This is a genomic window from Agarivorans sp. MS3-6 (assembly GCF_054112545.1).
In genome coordinates this window covers 3,043,181-3,058,212 of sequence record NZ_CM134202.1, presented here as the reverse complement: position 1 = coordinate 3,058,212, position 15,032 = coordinate 3,043,181, and the positions used below count along the sequence as shown (strand labels likewise).

The 15,032-nt window shown below is 44.4% G+C and carries 15 protein-coding genes and 1 pseudogene; 2 read left to right on the top strand and 14 right to left on the bottom strand.

The features are described 5' to 3' along the window. Positions 1-9 precede the first annotated feature (9 nt). The 12 genes from mshL to ACVFI8_RS13940 all read right to left on the bottom strand — a co-directional run bounded on the left by mshL (position 10) and on the right by ACVFI8_RS13940 (position 11,467). Positions 10-1,719, bottom strand: coding sequence for a pilus (MSHA type) biogenesis protein MshL (gene mshL / locus ACVFI8_RS13995; RefSeq protein ID WP_248712952.1), 1,710 nt, complete (start codon positions 1,717-1,719; stop codon positions 10-12). A gap of 3 nt (positions 1,720-1,722) precedes the next feature. Further along, entirely contained in the window at positions 1,723-2,061 is a 339-nt protein-coding gene (locus tag ACVFI8_RS13990; RefSeq protein ID WP_457871678.1) for a hypothetical protein, read from the bottom strand. Next, entirely contained in the window at positions 2,054-2,707 is a 654-nt protein-coding gene (locus ACVFI8_RS13985; RefSeq protein ID WP_457871677.1) for a hypothetical protein, read from the bottom strand. The genes ACVFI8_RS13990 and ACVFI8_RS13985 overlap by 8 nt, the downstream gene beginning before the upstream one ends. Continuing rightward, positions 2,700-3,311: a PilN domain-containing protein gene (locus ACVFI8_RS13980; RefSeq protein WP_248712955.1), complete on the bottom strand. Its 612-nt coding sequence runs from the start codon at positions 3,309-3,311 to the stop codon at positions 2,700-2,702. The genes ACVFI8_RS13985 and ACVFI8_RS13980 overlap by 8 nt, the downstream gene beginning before the upstream one ends. Further along, the gene (locus tag ACVFI8_RS13975) at positions 3,308-4,189 is read right to left on the bottom strand and encodes a hypothetical protein (protein WP_457871676.1); all 882 of its coding nucleotides are present in this window, start codon (positions 4,187-4,189) and stop codon (positions 3,308-3,310) included. The genes ACVFI8_RS13980 and ACVFI8_RS13975 overlap by 4 nt, the downstream gene beginning before the upstream one ends. 168 nt (positions 4,190-4,357) lie before the next feature. Beyond that, on the bottom strand, positions 4,358-6,250 hold the full coding sequence (locus ACVFI8_RS13970) for an EAL domain-containing protein (RefSeq protein WP_248712957.1): 1,893 nt from the start codon (positions 6,248-6,250) through the stop codon (positions 4,358-4,360). 146 nt (positions 6,251-6,396) lie between these two features. Then, on the bottom strand, positions 6,397-6,891 hold the full coding sequence (gene ilvN / locus ACVFI8_RS13965) for an acetolactate synthase small subunit (RefSeq protein ID WP_248712958.1): 495 nt from the start codon (positions 6,889-6,891) through the stop codon (positions 6,397-6,399). Next, on the bottom strand, positions 6,891-8,609 hold the full coding sequence (locus tag ACVFI8_RS13960) for an acetolactate synthase 3 large subunit (protein WP_248712959.1): 1,719 nt from the start codon (positions 8,607-8,609) through the stop codon (positions 6,891-6,893). Before ACVFI8_RS13960 ends, ilvN begins: the two co-directional genes overlap by 1 nt. A gap of 281 nt (positions 8,610-8,890) precedes the next feature. Then, positions 8,891-9,046 carry a hypothetical protein gene (locus ACVFI8_RS13955; protein WP_457871675.1) on the bottom strand — a complete coding sequence of 52 codons (156 nt, stop codon included), beginning with the start codon at positions 9,044-9,046 and terminating at the stop codon, positions 8,891-8,893. A gap of 20 nt (positions 9,047-9,066) precedes the next feature. Next, positions 9,067-10,173, bottom strand: a complete 1,107-nt coding sequence (locus ACVFI8_RS13950; RefSeq protein ID WP_457871674.1) for an MJ1255/VC2487 family glycosyltransferase — start codon at positions 10,171-10,173, stop codon at positions 9,067-9,069. A gap of 12 nt (positions 10,174-10,185) precedes the next feature. Next, positions 10,186-10,674, bottom strand: a complete 489-nt coding sequence (locus ACVFI8_RS13945) for a phosphatase PAP2 family protein (protein ID WP_248712962.1) — start codon at positions 10,672-10,674, stop codon at positions 10,186-10,188. A gap of 142 nt (positions 10,675-10,816) precedes the next feature. Further along, complete coding sequence (locus tag ACVFI8_RS13940) at positions 10,817-11,467, bottom strand: NAD(P)H-binding protein (RefSeq protein WP_457871673.1); 651 nt, start codon at positions 11,465-11,467, stop codon at positions 10,817-10,819. Positions 11,468-11,650: 183 nt separating this feature from the next. On the opposite strand from ACVFI8_RS13940, the gene leuA reads away from it, so the two are divergent. Both leuA and ACVFI8_RS13930 read left to right on the top strand, forming a co-directional pair. Beyond that, the gene (leuA, locus tag ACVFI8_RS13935; RefSeq protein ID WP_248712964.1) at positions 11,651-13,225 is read left to right on the top strand and encodes a 2-isopropylmalate synthase; all 1,575 of its coding nucleotides are present in this window, start codon (positions 11,651-11,653) and stop codon (positions 13,223-13,225) included. A 24-nt stretch (positions 13,226-13,249) separates the two neighbouring features. Continuing rightward, positions 13,250-14,215 carry a hypothetical protein gene (locus ACVFI8_RS13930; protein ID WP_457871672.1) on the top strand — a complete coding sequence of 322 codons (966 nt, stop codon included), beginning with the start codon at positions 13,250-13,252 and terminating at the stop codon, positions 14,213-14,215. On the opposite strand, the gene ACVFI8_RS13925 is transcribed toward ACVFI8_RS13930, so the two are convergent. Further along, positions 14,199-14,477 (bottom strand): PilZ domain-containing protein, encoded by a 279-nt coding sequence (locus ACVFI8_RS13925; protein ID WP_457871671.1) that lies wholly within the window; start codon positions 14,475-14,477, stop codon positions 14,199-14,201. The two genes, ACVFI8_RS13930 and ACVFI8_RS13925, sit on opposite strands and share 17 nt — an antisense overlap. A gap of 10 nt (positions 14,478-14,487) precedes the next feature. After that, a pseudogene (locus tag ACVFI8_RS13920) lies at positions 14,488-15,027 on the bottom strand (PhoH family protein); the annotation flags it as partial. Between the last annotated feature and the right edge of the window lie 5 nt (positions 15,028-15,032).

Below are 15,032 nucleotides of genomic sequence, written 5' to 3'. Positions count from 1 at the left end.
ATTCGCCTACTAATCTTCAGGGTACCAAGCATTAAGCAGTTCTTGCGACTTCTTCAGCTCATTCTTCCAGGTGTCTTGCTGCACCACCGTTGGCTGAATCAAAATCACTAACTCTGTTTTAGAGGTAGATACCGCGCGGTTAGTAAACAGTTCACCTAAGCCAGGTATCGCGCCAAGAAAAGGGACTTGAGAGACTATTTCTTCTTGCTTCGAGCTCATTAAGCCACCAATCACCACAACGTCACCTGATTGCGCCTTAATCACCGTGTCTGTTTCACGAATATCACTTTGCGCCAGCGGTAAATCTAAGCTGTCACTTTCGCTACCAAAACTAATCACCTTGCGCTGCTCTTTTACATCGGTCACAGAGGGGTGAACATGCAGTAAAACTTGACCGTTATCATCAATTTGTGGGGTCACATCTAGGGCAACACCAGAGAAGAACGGGGTTAATTCAACACTGGGATTAGACACCGTACTGGTACCACTGATAGTGGTATTAGACACATCCGTTACAAAGTATTCATCAGTACCAACTTTAATCACTGCTTTTTGGTTATTTGAAGCGGTAATTCGCGGGCTAGATAGGACGTTTACATCACCCTGGGTTTGTAATAGTTTGACTACCGCTTGGAAGTTACCATCGGTGACGGTTAACGCCCCGCCCCCGCCAAGAATACTGCTAATAGCATCACCGGGGATTTGAGATACGCTATTAAATAATACTTCCGTCGAACCAAATACATCACCCGCGTTGGTCCAATCAATGCCTTGTTGGTAGCCATCACTTAAGGTGACTTCAATGATCTTGGCTTCAAGAATCACTTGCCGTTGTAAGTTTTTCTCAGATTTACTCAAAAAGGTTTTAATGGTGCGAATTTCGTCTGGAAATGCTCTAACCGTGACTAAACCGGCTTGTGGGCTCACCACTACCATTCGCCCATCATTGGCGTAAGAGGTGTCATTGCCGCGATCACGACGCATATTAATACCAATCATTCCACGCAGGCTTTCTTCTAACTCGTACCAAAGGCGAGTTTCTGTTGCTGATTCAATTTTAGTACCATTAAAGCTGCTATTTCGATTAGAGCCGGTACTGTTATTGTTGTTAGAGTTATTCGACGAATTATTCGATGAATTATTATTGGACGAGTTATTCGAAGAACTGTTATTCGAATTATTGTCATCGCTGTCGGTAATGCCACCTGAATTAATCCGCGTTCGCGTATATCCATAACGTTCAAGCATCAAGTAATTCAGCGGGATGGTTTCAATCCGCATACCAGCCGGATAGACATGCAATACCTTACCTTGGCGCTTAATGTCATAGCCATACATATCAGCCACCACATCAACGGCTTCTTTTAAGGTCACTTCTTTAAGCTTGAGGGTGATTTTCCCCTCAACCCCTGGGTGCATAGCCACACTCAATGGCGAGCCTTTAATCAATGCAGGGAAAAAAGCCAAGGCGTCTACGTTACGCGCGTTTACGTCAAAACGATGCTCTACCTGTAACAAATCATTTTGTTGCAGCGCTAGCTCTGGCATCAGTTCTGCCTGCACTTCTTCGGGTAAGTCAGGTGCAGCTATAGGCGCTACCGTTTGCTGCTGTGCTTCATTTAAGGCTTGTTTTGCGTCAACAGGGTCTGGGCGCTTAGTGGTTTGACAGGCACTCAATAACACAATGCTAATGCCTAAAAATATCCGTTTAATATACATGTATTACTGCCCCTGCACAGTGATGCGTTTTACCGACACCTTGTCCAATTGAATTCGATATTGTTGGTTTTGTTTAACTAAGACTACGTAGTCTTGATGAACTTCGCTCAGGCTGTAGCCAGAGATGTGATCTTTAAGACTAATAAAGCGTTGATTAAGTATCGCCCCCGGTTGCTCGCCACCAACTATAATGGCCTGCAAGCTAGGTAAGTAAGTTTTACTTTTAGCCTTCGACTGAGTTTGGTTGCGCGGCGGCGCAGTAGGGTCACTTAAGGTTTCAGCCTGCACTGTCATAAGCGCAGGTAAGGCTAACCATATTGCAAGCAATGAATACTTAACCACTAATGAAATCCTTATTGGTGCTTAAAGTATAAATATTGATGATGATATCTGCCTTAGGGTACTGATCCACTTTATAGTCAATGAGCTGCCACAAAAAACGCTGTGGCAAAGCCTCTAGAATTTCTAAGTATTTAACCAAAGGGAAATAGCTACCACTTAACTGTAAGCGAATACCATGGCGATAAAAATTAAGGCTATCACTAGACGTCTCGCTACTTGATAACACCGCTTGCGGGGCAATCGAGTCTAGTGCCACTAGGCTTAAGCCTTCATTTTTTTGTAACAACTTTTCGAGCACTTCGGCCATTTGCTCAACCGGAATTAAACCAGCTTGTTGCAACTCAAGCTTGCTGTCTATTTGGCTGAGCTGTGATTGCCAATGTTTTAGTTCGACGTTGATCTCAGTATTGGGATCCTCACGCAGTTTATTCTTACTAAAGGCAATTAACTGCTGATTATCGTCTAACGCTTTAGATAGCTGCACAAATTCTTTTTCAGCTTTATCTTGCTTAATTAGCGCGGGTTCTAACCATAGATAGTAAGCAGGAAACCCGACAACCACTAAGCCCACACATAAAATGAGTATTCGTTCACGTAAGCTTAAGGCTGCAAAACGCGCTTGCCAATGGGACCATTGCTCAGTCATCCAGACCTCCTAAGACAACATCAGCAGAATGAGACCCACTTAAGCTAAAGTTAAGCTGCTGCTGCTCATCGCGATAGATTTTTAAACCGGCGAATTGCTGATTGGATAACTCTGGATAAGCTTGAAACTGCTTCAACCATTTTGGCACTGCATCACTTCGACTAGATTGACCCGTCAAGGCCATTTTGCCACGCTGTATCTGTATTTCGGTTAACCAAATTTGCTCGTTTGGGATCGAGGCTAAAGCGGTTAAAGAAGATGAAAAACCTTGATTAGCATAATTCTGCCCCTGTAAACGCTGATTTAACAGTCGCTTAAGTTTCACTTCTTGTTGTAATACATCAAGTTCACGCTGTAAATTTACATCAACGGCTCGTTGCTCAATGGCAGTTTTAAGCTTAGCCAGTTCCGCTTCTTGTTGTTTAACCAACTTGCGTTGCTGTGACGCTTTGAATACCGCGCTATCACTTTGATTCTGCTGCCAGATCCCCCAAACAAGCGCTACCACGGCGATCAGTACCCAAGACAACATAACCTGACGTAAGGATACCAGCTCTGGTTTGGGGCGAAACTCCTCGGTATAAAGGTTAATTCTCGTTTTCACGATAATCCCCCTTCCTGAAGGCCGCCAATGGCCGGCATTTGGTAGAAGAACTGACTATCATCTATCGCTGATAGCTCCAATAGAGACACTTTAGGGCCGAGATTTTGTTGCAATTGTTTCGCTATTTCGTCACAAAATCGACTAGGAATGGCTAGCTTGATCACATTCACTTCAGGCAATTTTAGGGTGGCACTAATATAGTCGATGGAGCGTTGCAGCTCTAGGCTCAAACTGTCGAAGAATGTTTGGGTAAACTCTATTTCTTGCATCTTACCTAAACTGGAAAAGGCGCGTAATTGACGGCTAAAACAAACTTGCCCTTGCCGGACCACGGTCAACTCCAAATCGCCACCTTTAGGCTGCCACAATAGCAACTGACAACGATCATTGACCTCTAATAGATTAACAGCAGCAAGGCTCTCAATAGTAATGCCTTCAACCGTAATATCCTGACGAGTGGCGATTTCAACCACCTGTTGGACAATTGATCTTTTAACACTGACCACATTTAGCTTTTCAGTTGCCATTGGCGCTACGGGCGCTTGGTAATAATCAACCACCAAATCTAACACCGGCTCTGCTACCATATCCTTAATGGTCCAAGGTACGGCTCCGGCTAATTCTTCTTCTGAAACGTTAGGTTTTTCGACTTGAAACTGCTGAAAATATTGACTGCCTAATACAAAGACAACTTGATGAGAACCGTTGATTTGGGCCTCTTTGCAAAGTGTTGCAAAAGCTTCAGGCCATTGCTCAATCGAACTGACCGGCGCTTCGAAGAGTTGCTGATGCTGATTAGCAAGAACCACAAGATCAGATCGCAAGTAGGCACAGCAGCGAATTTTTGCTGTTTTATTCCGCCAAAAAGCCAATCCCATCTACGGTCCTTTAATGCATCCATGTATTTAATAGTTTTTAGTGTAAACGCTTCTGTTATTTTTGAAAGACTTAGCCAACAAATATGTGCCTTTTCTCCACTATCTGAGGACATAATTTAGATTTCTGACGATTAATGAATCAAACGCAAATAAAACATCAGCAACAGACTAGATCGGCTCTGGCTTACTAAACCAAAAACCTTGACCACAGTGAACCCCCAATCGTTGTAATACTCGCCACTCTTCGTTGCGTTCTACACCAACAGCAATCACTTGTACCCGGTCTGCACAACTGGCAATCAACGAGCTTACCGCCAGCTGATTAACTTGGCGAACTTGAATATCTCTGACCAAACTAGCATGCAATTTTACATATTCAAGTGTTAGTTCACTGATGTATTGAGTGCTAACTACGTGTTGACCTGCGCGCTCAACGGCGATCTTGATGCCTTTTTTATTGAGCGCCTTTAAACGCAATAACTCGGTATCATTTAATTTGGAGAGCTGAGTTTCGGGAAACTCTAATATCAGTTTTTGGCATTCTTTATAGGGCGTAGAAAACACCCATTGCAATAGCTCGCGCATAACTGACTGCTTGATCACGGTGGCGATATTCAAATTAATACTGATAGGGGTTCGCGAATACTTGGCATATTTCATGGCAAAGTTTAATCCGTGCTGATCAAAGGCCACCTGCAAACCGCTTTTCTCGGCCCACGGTAAAAATACCCCTGCGTTGATAACCTCCCCTTGGTAGTCGGTAATCCGCGCCAGCAGTTCGTTATAACAAACCCCGCCATGTTCGTCATACACTGATTGCTGATAGTAATGAATACCGTCATTGCTTATGACATGCTGCAATAATGTTCGCCAGCGCACCGACCCCTTGCCGGTTTGTGAAGAACTCAGATCTCTGGCCACTAAAAACCAACCATTGTGCCGCTGCATTTGCGCCACTCGTAGTGCATCTTCAGCTTGCTCGATCACTAATTGTGCATTATCGCCATACTCATAACCTGCAATACCGATATAGAAGAAGTCATCTGCATCAGCCACCTCAGGCAAAGAGATGCGCTCTAGCTGTTTTAAAATACCTGCAGCAGCCTCTTCAGCTTCATTCAAAGTAGATAAGGGCATTAACAAAGCAAAGGCATCGCCACTGTAACGCGCCAAATTCACGTCAATATTTCGCTGAGTATATTGCTTTAAGGTTTGCGCACATTGCTGCAATATGGTGTCACCTTCATTACGCGCATATTGATAATTCACATCATCCATACCGCGCAAATAAATCAACATTACCGCGCCAGTATGCGCATCTGCATCACCAATTTCGGCTTCCAACTGGTTATAAAAATGGGTCCGATTAGAGAGCTGCGTGAGTTCATCTACAAAGGCATTATTGCGAATAATACAATCAAATCGACTACGCTCTTGGCGTGCTTCGATAAGCTCATTGATTAACTGGCAGATGGCCTTGCTCGCTGCATTTGGCCATTCTTTGGGGTGGCCGTCTTTAACATCTCGCAGCCGTCCAGCTAACACTTGATTACCTCTTGATTGCAGTAATTCTGCACCATACATACTGCTCTTTAGCCAGCGAAAAACGGCTATCAAGCCGAATGCCACTATCAGCAATCCGCCCACAATGCCTAACATGGCTTCTGGCTCGTAGCTAAGCTGCTTAAAAGGACGTTCAACCCAAATCTGAATGGTAAAATCGGCATGGGCTTTCAGTGGGTAACGATAAGCCACTAGACTATTTGTTCCACCGCTGTAATTAAGCTCACGAAAAGTGTATAAAACCCCTCCTCGGTTTGAAACTTCTAACACTTGAATATTATGCGCCCGCAACCAATTAGGTAACCACTGGGCAAACTCAGGGGTGTCTGGCTGCACACTCAATTGGCCATCAATAACATCAACCACTGAACGTAACTGGTGTTGTTGTTGATTGAAGGCTAACTGCCTAAAGGTTAAGGCACCACCCAGAAGCACCAGTAACACTGCACCTACAACACAGCTGATGGTGAAAATAATAATTCTATTCGAAAACTTCATGCGTGGTGTTCCTCACCGTTCAAACTCTGTCGGCTTATCATCCTGTAGCTCGACCTAGGTTTGAGTATATCAGTTAATCCCAATAAGCTTGGCTGTAAAACAAAAAAGACCAGCCTAGGCTGGTCTTTAACTCACGATAAGAAAGTTTAAGGGCGAAGCATACGCTCACCGCGGCTCATGCCACATACGCCACTTCTTACCACTTCCAAAATCTCAGTAGACTGAGCGAGAGTTTTCACACAAGCATCCAACTTAGCGCTATCACCGCTCAGCTGCATTATATACATGCTAGGGGTAACATCGACGATTTGACCACGGAAAATGTCACAAGTTCGCATGACTTCTTCACGAACACCGCCAGCCGCGCGTACTTTAACCAGCATAATTTCGCGTTCAACGTGCTCTGCTTCGGTTAGCTCGGAAACCTTAAGTACATCAACCAGCTTATTTAATTGCTTGGTAATTTGTTCAATGGTGTTTTCGTCACCAAAAGTACAAATACTCATACGTGATAAGGTGGGATCTTCAGTGGTCGAAACCGTTAAAGAATCGATGTTGAAACCACGCTGAGAGAACAAGCCCGTCACACGAGATAGCGCGCCGGCTTCATTTTCTAATAAAACTGAAATAATTCGGCGCATTAAGTTCTCTCCGTTTTACTTAGCCACATATCTTTCATCGCTTCGGTTTTAATTTGCATCGGATAAACGTGCTCTTCTGGGTCAACCATGATGTCCATGAACACCACTCGGTCTTTCATCGAGAAAGCTTTTTCCATCGCCGCATCTAACTCATCAGGATGATTAACCTGCATCCCAACGTGGCCGTAGGCTTCCGCTAATTTAACGAAGTCTGGAACCGAATCCATATAAGAATGAGATTGACGCCCATCGTAGAACATTTTTTGCCACTGCTTAACCATCCCTAATGAACGGTTGTTTAGCGATACAATCACCACTGGTACGTTATATTGCAAACAAGTAGATAGCTCTTGAATATTCATCTGAATAGAACCATCGCCGGTCACACACGCTACGGTTGCATCAGGAAATGCAAACTTAACCCCCATGGCAGCAGGAAAACCAAAGCCCATTGTGCCTAAACCACCAGAGTTGATCCAACGACGCGGCTTGTCAAAAGGATAATATAAGGCGGCAAACATTTGATGCTGCCCCACATCCGAGGTGACATAAGCATCGCCCTTAGTCACGCGATACATCGACTCAATCACTTGCTGAGGCTTAATAACCGTGTCACTTTTGGCATAGTTTAAACACTTACGGCTGCGCCATTGGTCAACTTGTGCCCACCAATCTTTCAAGCTATCGGCATCATTTTTTGCACCGGTTTCTTCGATACACTCAAGCATTTGGTCAATCACAGCATCTACGGATCCAACAATGGGAATATCAGCACGAACCGTTTTTGAGATAGACGTTGGGTCAATATCAATATGCAGAATGGTCGCGTTCGGGCAGAACTTGGCCACGTTGTTAGTCACACGATCATCAAAGCGCGCACCAACAGCAAAAATCACATCGGCATTGTGCATCGACATGTTTGCTTCATAGGTACCGTGCATTCCTAACATACCCACAAACCGCGGATCGGTTGAGGAAAATGCACCTAAACCCATTAAGGTTGAGGTAACAGGCATATTGAATAAGTCGACCAGCTGACTAATTTGTTCACCGGCTTCGGCCATAATGGCACCACCGCCGACATAGAGAACAGGCCTTTCGGCTTCAGCTAAAGCTTTAACGGCTTTTTTAATCTGTCCTTTGTGACCCGTTAACGTAGGATTGTAAGATCGCATGCTAACGGATTTAGGGTATTCATAAGGAAATTTTAATAAGGGGTTTTGAACATCTTTGGGTAAATCAATCACCACCGGACCTGGTCGCCCAGTGGCCGCGATGTAATAGGCTTTTTTGATAGCAGCAGGGATATCTTCAGCTTTCTTAACTAAGAAGCTATGTTTAACCACTGGACGTGAAACGCCAATCATGTCTGTTTCTTGGAAGGCATCTTGACCAATTAGGCTAGTTGGTACTTGACCAGACAATATCACCAAAGGCACAGAATCCATGTAGGCTGTAGCAATGCCAGTAATCGTATTTGTTGCACCGGGACCAGAGGTCACCAATACCGTACCTACTTCACCAGTTGCGCGTGCATAACCGTCGGCCATATGCACAGCTGCCTGCTCGTGCCTAACCAAAACATGCTCAATATCACTACTATCAAATAGCGCATCATAAACATCTAATACTGAGCCGCCAGGGTAACCAAATATGTGTTTAATACCCTGATCTTGCAAACAGCGGACGACCATTTCGGCGCCGGATAACTTCTCCATGTTCAAGCCTCCAGGCTTTATTTATTTTAATTGTGGGGAAAATTCATTGTGTTGCGGGAAATGGGACTAAAAAATCCTGTCTTCCAAGATTAGCACTTTAACGTTTCTTGCCCCCCAGCGTCTATGCTTTTGTCGCGCCTTTCTAAGCTTTTTAGCAGCAAATCATATAAACAAGTCACACAAAAGCCGGCGAAATTAAGAACAATAAGTCGACAATCAAACAAAGAGCCAGATAGTTACAAAGTAACCCACTGGCTCTTACTTGTATTTCGTTCAAAAAGTTACTTTATGGCGTCATGTTCTTCGGTCAACCAAATTTGCTGATCTGGGTCTGAATCTTCACTTACCGAAATGCTTACCCCCATATCGTACAGTTCCTGCAGGGTGACATTGTTCGCAAGCTCCATCACTTCCCCATCTTCATTTGTAAATCGCATGTCTCCTCCTCCCTAATAGGCTAGCCAGACACTTTAATTCTAGTCCATGAATTCCTGCTTGTTGATTTATCAGCGTCTATATTTGCCATTAATAATTGGCTTGCTGCGGGGTAACTCACTTGTTGCCACATTGCCTTGGCCATCACTAACAAATCTTGCCATTCACCAGATTGAATGCACAAGGCCAGTTCAGCGGCAACATCAGGGTATTTAACCGCTTCACTCTGCTCTAGCTGTAACCACGAATCTAATAAATAGGGCTCTAGGCTTTCCGCCACCTGCGCCAAGCCAAGGCTGTGTAAAGTATAGGCATTGGTCACTTGTTCAAATTGACCGAGTAAGGGTTTCACCAGTACTTTTTTGCCGGCAGCCATAGCTTCCGACGGTAGCTCAAACCCGGCATTACAGAACACCCCCGCACATTGACTTAGCGCGCTTAAAAAGCTTTTTCTATCAATCGGCCGCAATTGAACGTTTTGATCCTGACTTGGCTGAGTGATAGCAGGATGAAAGCAGACAAACTGATAACCGGTAAATCGACGTAATAGCGGTAATACTTGCTCCAAGGTCTCAAAGGGTAAATACACTAAGATACTGCCGTTATTGCTGATGTTTTCTAAGCGCTCAACCAATGGCGGGATAATTGCTTGTTGAAAATCACACCAATGTACGCCCAGATTATGTTTACAAGGTGAAAAATAACGCACTAACAGTTTGCTCCAAACGCCCATTTCTTTGGTGGGTATGTCATGCAAAAATGCCGCTTGGTGCGAAATAGAGAGACTGGGTAGCCCCTGCAATTTTGCAGCCCATGCACTCACTGGCTCAAAGTCATTAATCAGCAAGTCATATTGGGAGAGGTCCAAGCTGGTTACGTCATGAGCAAAACGAACCAGCGCCAAATGCCGAAAGGTCGCCCACTTATCTACTTTGCCGTGGCGGTGATAAAAACTAATCCCCTTTACACGTTGATATTCACCAAACTCAGCCACCTCTGGTTGCTTTCCCACTCGGCCCGACATTAATACGTCGACCTCAATTCCCTGCTTTTTCAATGCAGAACAAAGCAAACGTGCCCGAGTAATATGGCCATTACCCGTCCCTTGAACACCATAAAGAATCCGCATTATCGTCACTTCCTAAATTAAACTATAAACAATGACTAGACCTAGACACGCCCCAGCAATGACGTCGCTGACAAAATGCACTCCCAACAACACCCTAGAGAACGCAATTAAGCCAGCCCAGCAAAAGGCCAACATAGCCCAAGAAGGGAACACCTCAGCTACGCACGCAGCCATAACAAAAGCCCCAGCACTGTGTCCAGAGGGAAAACTGAAACGATCTGAGGGACAAATAAATACCGGAAGTGATTGCGGGCGGTCACGGCGAAAAATTTGCTTTAGCAATAAATAAGCCAGTAACTCTAAAGCAAAAGCAGGTAGCGCTAGGCTTAAAAAAGGGGCGGCAAAAGGGCTAAAAGCAATCGCCCCGCCCAAAAGTGCATAGTAATAACCATCTCCTGAATGAGAAACTACCTTAGCCATACTCGCAATCTGTCGATTGAAACGATGCCCCAAACATGTGGCTGATATGGCGTAATCCCACCGGTTTAGTCGCTGTAACATACAACTCTCCTTCTCAGTGCCTTCGCTAAGATTGGATAAGTTGCTTTACCGGGAAATGAAAGAAAATTGACAAAACGATGACACAGAAGGCTTAGCTTGCGACCAGTTTGAGATAAACCGATAGATACGCGGCCCCTTAGACTTAACTAAATAGCGTCTCCTTTTCAAAAACCTGCTGCCGTTCAACCGTGGAACTATTGGCTTTGCTTATCATTAATTGCGCAAGATCTTCTGCCCGAATACCTCTCCAAGCCTTCAGTGGTGAATAAGTAAAACCAAATAAGGGCTGCATGGCTGCTACCACCTGCTCAGAAAACCGCGGGCTTGAACGCTCTCCCAGCAGAGGGCCGGGGCGAAAAATCATTAAGCGCTCGAATTGTAAACTCGCGAGTTGTTGCTCAAGCTCACCTTTCAAGCGTAGGTAATAAGCAAAAGAATTTGCATTAGCCATTAGTGACGAGATAACTAAACAGTCTTGCACCTGATGTTGCTTGGCGATTGTGGCTAACTGTATAGGCAGATCCAAGTCAATTTGCCGCATCACTTGTTTGCTGCCTGCTTGTTTGAGGGTTGTACCTAAACAGATAAACAAACTATGACCTTGTAGCAGATACTGCCAATCTTCAATGTGGTCAAAATCTACCAAATGTTCTTCCAGCGCTTCAGCTTTTATATCTAGGCCACGGCGGGCAACCACCACTACCTTTCCCCAACGAGTATCATCAAGTAACTGTCGCACCAACTCGCGTCCAACTAGGCCTGTAGCACCCAGTACTATTGCTGTTTTCTTCACGCCTAACACTCCTATTAATTTATCGCGTAAGTGGCTAGCTCAATTTACGCTTAACCAGTAAGATGTGAGCTTGCTAAAATAGCCACAAACGTGTGCACTTTAAATATGTCGTACTAATCATAAACCTAATCGACTACGCATGCTGTTAGGCAAACACAGATAACAATAGACAAGGATTAATTAATGTCTGATCTAGTCAAAATTTTTGATACAACCTTACGTGATGGCGAACAAGCACTAGCAGCCAGTTTAACCGTGAAAGAAAAGCTGCAAATAGCCTTTGCCCTGGAACGTTTAGGTGTAGACATTATGGAAGTTGGCTTTCCTATCTCTTCGCCCGGCGATTTTGATTCGGTGCAAACCATTGCTCGGGAAATCAAAAACTCAACGGTATGTGCACTATCTCGCGCCCTGCCTAAAGACATTGATGTGGCAGCCGAAGCACTAAAAGTCGCTGAAGCCTTCCGTATTCACACCTTTATATCCACCTCTACTGTGCATGTAGAAAGCAAACTTAAACGTAGTTTTGACGACGTATTAGATATGGCGGTAAAAGCGGTAAAACATGCCCGTAACTACACTAACGATGTCGAATTTTCTTGTGAGGATGCAGGCCGTACTCCTATTGATAACCTATGCCGCATGGTTGAAGCCGCTATCAAAGCAGGGGCAACTACCGTTAATATTCCCGATACCGTGGGCTACACGGTACCTAGCGAGTTTGGTGGCATCATTACTCAACTATTCAACCGCGTACCCAACATTGACCAAGCCATTATCTCAGTGCACTGCCATGATGATTTGGGCTTGTCGGTGGCCAACTCTATCGCAGCGGTACAGCAAGGCGCGCGGCAAATTGAATGTACCTTAAACGGTATTGGAGAACGCGCGGGTAATTGTTCACTGGAAGAAGTGGCGATGATCATCAACACACGAAAAGATCAACTAGGCGGCTTAACCACCAATATTAAATCACAAGAGATTTACCGTGCTAGCCAATTAGTTAGCCACCTATGCAATATGCCTGTGCAGGCGAACAAAGCCATTGTTGGCAGCAACGCGTTTTCTCATTCCTCTGGTATTCACCAAGATGGCATGCTGAAAAACGAAAACACCTATGAAATCATGACACCAGAAAGCATAGGTTTAAATAAAAACAGCTTAAACCTTACCTCACGTTCGGGCCGCCATGTGATTAAACATCGCATGGCTGAATTAGGTTACAGCGAAAATGATTACGACTTAAATGAACTATACGATAGCTTCTTAGAGTTGGCAGACCGTAAAGGCCAAGTATTTGATTATGACTTAGAAGCATTGGTATTTTTCAACAATCTACAAGATGAATCAGAGCATTACCGTTTGGAGTATTTAAGTGCCCAAAGTGGCTCGGATGTGGTCTCTACTGCTACAGTTAAACTCATTGCTGGAGAGGAGACTATTCTTGAAGCCTCCACCGGTAACGGCCCTATTGATGCGGCTTATCGCTGTTTAAGAAAAATAACGGGCTATGATATCAAGATTGATGATTACACCATTGAAGCCGCTGGCGGTGGGACCAGCGCCGCGCAAAAATCAGATATTAAAGACGCTTTAGGTAAAGCAGACATTGTTGCTAACTACCAAGGGCGTAAATATCACGGTATGGGTCTAGCCACCGACATTGTTGAAGCGTCCGCCAAGGCCTTCGTTCATGTGTTAAATCATATCCATCGCGCCGAGCAGATCGCTAAACAAAAGCAATCAAAACTTAGCTAATTGCCAATAAAAGACCGGAGGTAAATGATGATACGCTTAAGCTTGTTAGTCATTTTCTCCGGCTTATTCTCTGGGTTTAGCCAAGCTGAACAACTCCGCTTTGAACGTAACGCAGGGCACTACGCCTACCTTTGGAATGACCAACAACACCAGCAACAGCAACTTCAATTTGAGCTACTCAACTATCCTCACAAACTCACCAAGTTTATCCAATATCGACCCAAACACGCACAGCAATACGTATTAGCTCAGCTAAAAGCGAGTGTAAATAATATTGATCCTAAACGCGCCCAAGTTAACTTTAGTAGCGACAATGGTCAGCTCAATTATCAATTAAAAGGTAATGACCAAGCCCTACTTAAGCAACTAGCAGCCAGCCTAAATGAAGAAATAAACCAACATTATCAAGACTATTTAACACAACAGTACTTTGTAGAAAAAAAGACGGCTGATGGCCAAGTAGGAATCATGCCCGACCACAATCGGTTTGCCCATGAAAGCGCGCAATACCTGTTTAGTTGGTTGAGTAATAGTTTACATGCATTAGGTGATAAACAGTCAGATACTCGAGAAGTTACCAACTATTTACTGGGTTTTGTTCAGTCGATTCCCTATAACCCCTTGCGATCGAGAGATAACTTACGCGGGGCTGGCTACCTTACACCCATTCAGGTCATTAGGAACAACCTAGGCGACTGTGACAGCAAAACGACTTTAATCGCTAGCGCTTTAAAGACCGTGTTCCCACGTTTAGATGTGGTCATTATTTATGTGCCCAATCATGCCTTATTGGCGATATCCGTTGCGCCGCGAGCAGATGATGAAACCGTAGAGATAAACGGAAGAAAATACGTATTAGCTGAACCAACCGGACCAGCCTTATATAAGTTAGGAGAGGTAGCTAAAACCAGTGCCCAGTACATTCGCGCAGGCTTTTACACCTACCAACGAATGAACTGGACAGCACCGGAATTTAAGACAGAGAAGTAAACTCAATCGCACAGTCGACATTCACATCACCGTTACAGCGAACGACTTTTCCTTTAGCGCTAAAGGGAGCGACACCTTCGCCACTAAGCGCGACTTCGACCTCATCACCTAAAGCTAGTTGCACCCCTTTTAGGCTAATCCCCATACCGGTAGCACTTAAGTCTTTACATACACCGGAATAGCTTTGCTGACCAACCCAAATCCGTAGTTCAGCATCAATCAACATACGGTGAAATGCACGTTTGTTTGCGTCTCCAATCATCTTTTACCTTCTATAGTTTCTCTTCTGCAAATGAGGCTAAACGGCTCCTAACCACACCATTTAAGTAAACATTTGCACTGCCATCAAAATCTTTAAACCGCTCAACAATATAGGTTAAACCAGACGTAACCGCCGACAAATAGTTACTGTCAATTTGCGCTAAGTTGCCACAGCATACCAATTTGGTTCCTTCTCCGCAGCGAGTAATAATGGTTTTAAGCTGAGAAGCCGTCAAATTTTGACACTCATCTAAAAACACAAACGCATTCTGAATACTCCGCCCACGCATGAAATTGACCGATTTAAACTGAATATTGGCTTTTTCCATTATGTAGTTCATTGAGCCTGACATTGACTCATCATGTTTATGCAACACTTCTAGCGTATCGGTAATAGCCGCTAACCAAGGGGCCATCTTTTCTTCTTCGGTACCGGGTAAAAAACCAATTGATTCTGCTATTTCGGGGGTGTTTCTAGTGACAATAATTTTGTCGTAAATGCCTTTCTCCACGACCATTTCTAGTGCGGCAGCCATTGCTAACAAGCTCTTAGGGT

What these genes read in the sequence shown, in the direction of transcription:
- ilvN (WP_248712958.1), bottom strand. Translation starts at nt 6,891, where the DNA reads ATGCGCCGAATTATTTCAGTTTTATTAGAAAATGAAGCCGGCGCGCTA.
- mshL (WP_248712952.1), bottom strand. Translation starts at nt 1,719, where the DNA reads ATGTATATTAAACGGATATTTTTAGGCATTAGCATTGTGTTATTGAGT.
- ACVFI8_RS13945 (WP_248712962.1), bottom strand. Translation starts at nt 10,674, where the DNA reads ATGTTACAGCGACTAAACCGGTGGGATTACGCCATATCAGCCACATGT.
- ACVFI8_RS13975 (WP_457871676.1), bottom strand. Translation starts at nt 4,189, where the DNA reads ATGGGATTGGCTTTTTGGCGGAATAAAACAGCAAAAATTCGCTGCTGT.
- leuA (WP_248712964.1), top strand. Translation starts at nt 11,651, where the DNA reads ATGTCTGATCTAGTCAAAATTTTTGATACAACCTTACGTGATGGCGAA.
- ACVFI8_RS13985 (WP_457871677.1), bottom strand. Translation starts at nt 2,707, where the DNA reads ATGACTGAGCAATGGTCCCATTGGCAAGCGCGTTTTGCAGCCTTAAGC.
- ACVFI8_RS13970 (WP_248712957.1), bottom strand. Translation starts at nt 6,250, where the DNA reads ATGAAGTTTTCGAATAGAATTATTATTTTCACCATCAGCTGTGTTGTA.
- ACVFI8_RS13925 (WP_457871671.1), bottom strand. Translation starts at nt 14,477, where the DNA reads ATGATTGGAGACGCAAACAAACGTGCATTTCACCGTATGTTGATTGAT.
- ACVFI8_RS13955 (WP_457871675.1), bottom strand. Translation starts at nt 9,046, where the DNA reads ATGCGATTTACAAATGAAGATGGGGAAGTGATGGAGCTTGCGAACAAT.
- ACVFI8_RS13960 (WP_248712959.1), bottom strand. Translation starts at nt 8,609, where the DNA reads ATGGAGAAGTTATCCGGCGCCGAAATGGTCGTCCGCTGTTTGCAAGAT.
- ACVFI8_RS13950 (WP_457871674.1), bottom strand. Translation starts at nt 10,173, where the DNA reads ATGCGGATTCTTTATGGTGTTCAAGGGACGGGTAATGGCCATATTACT.
- ACVFI8_RS13930 (WP_457871672.1), top strand. Translation starts at nt 13,250, where the DNA reads ATGATGATACGCTTAAGCTTGTTAGTCATTTTCTCCGGCTTATTCTCT.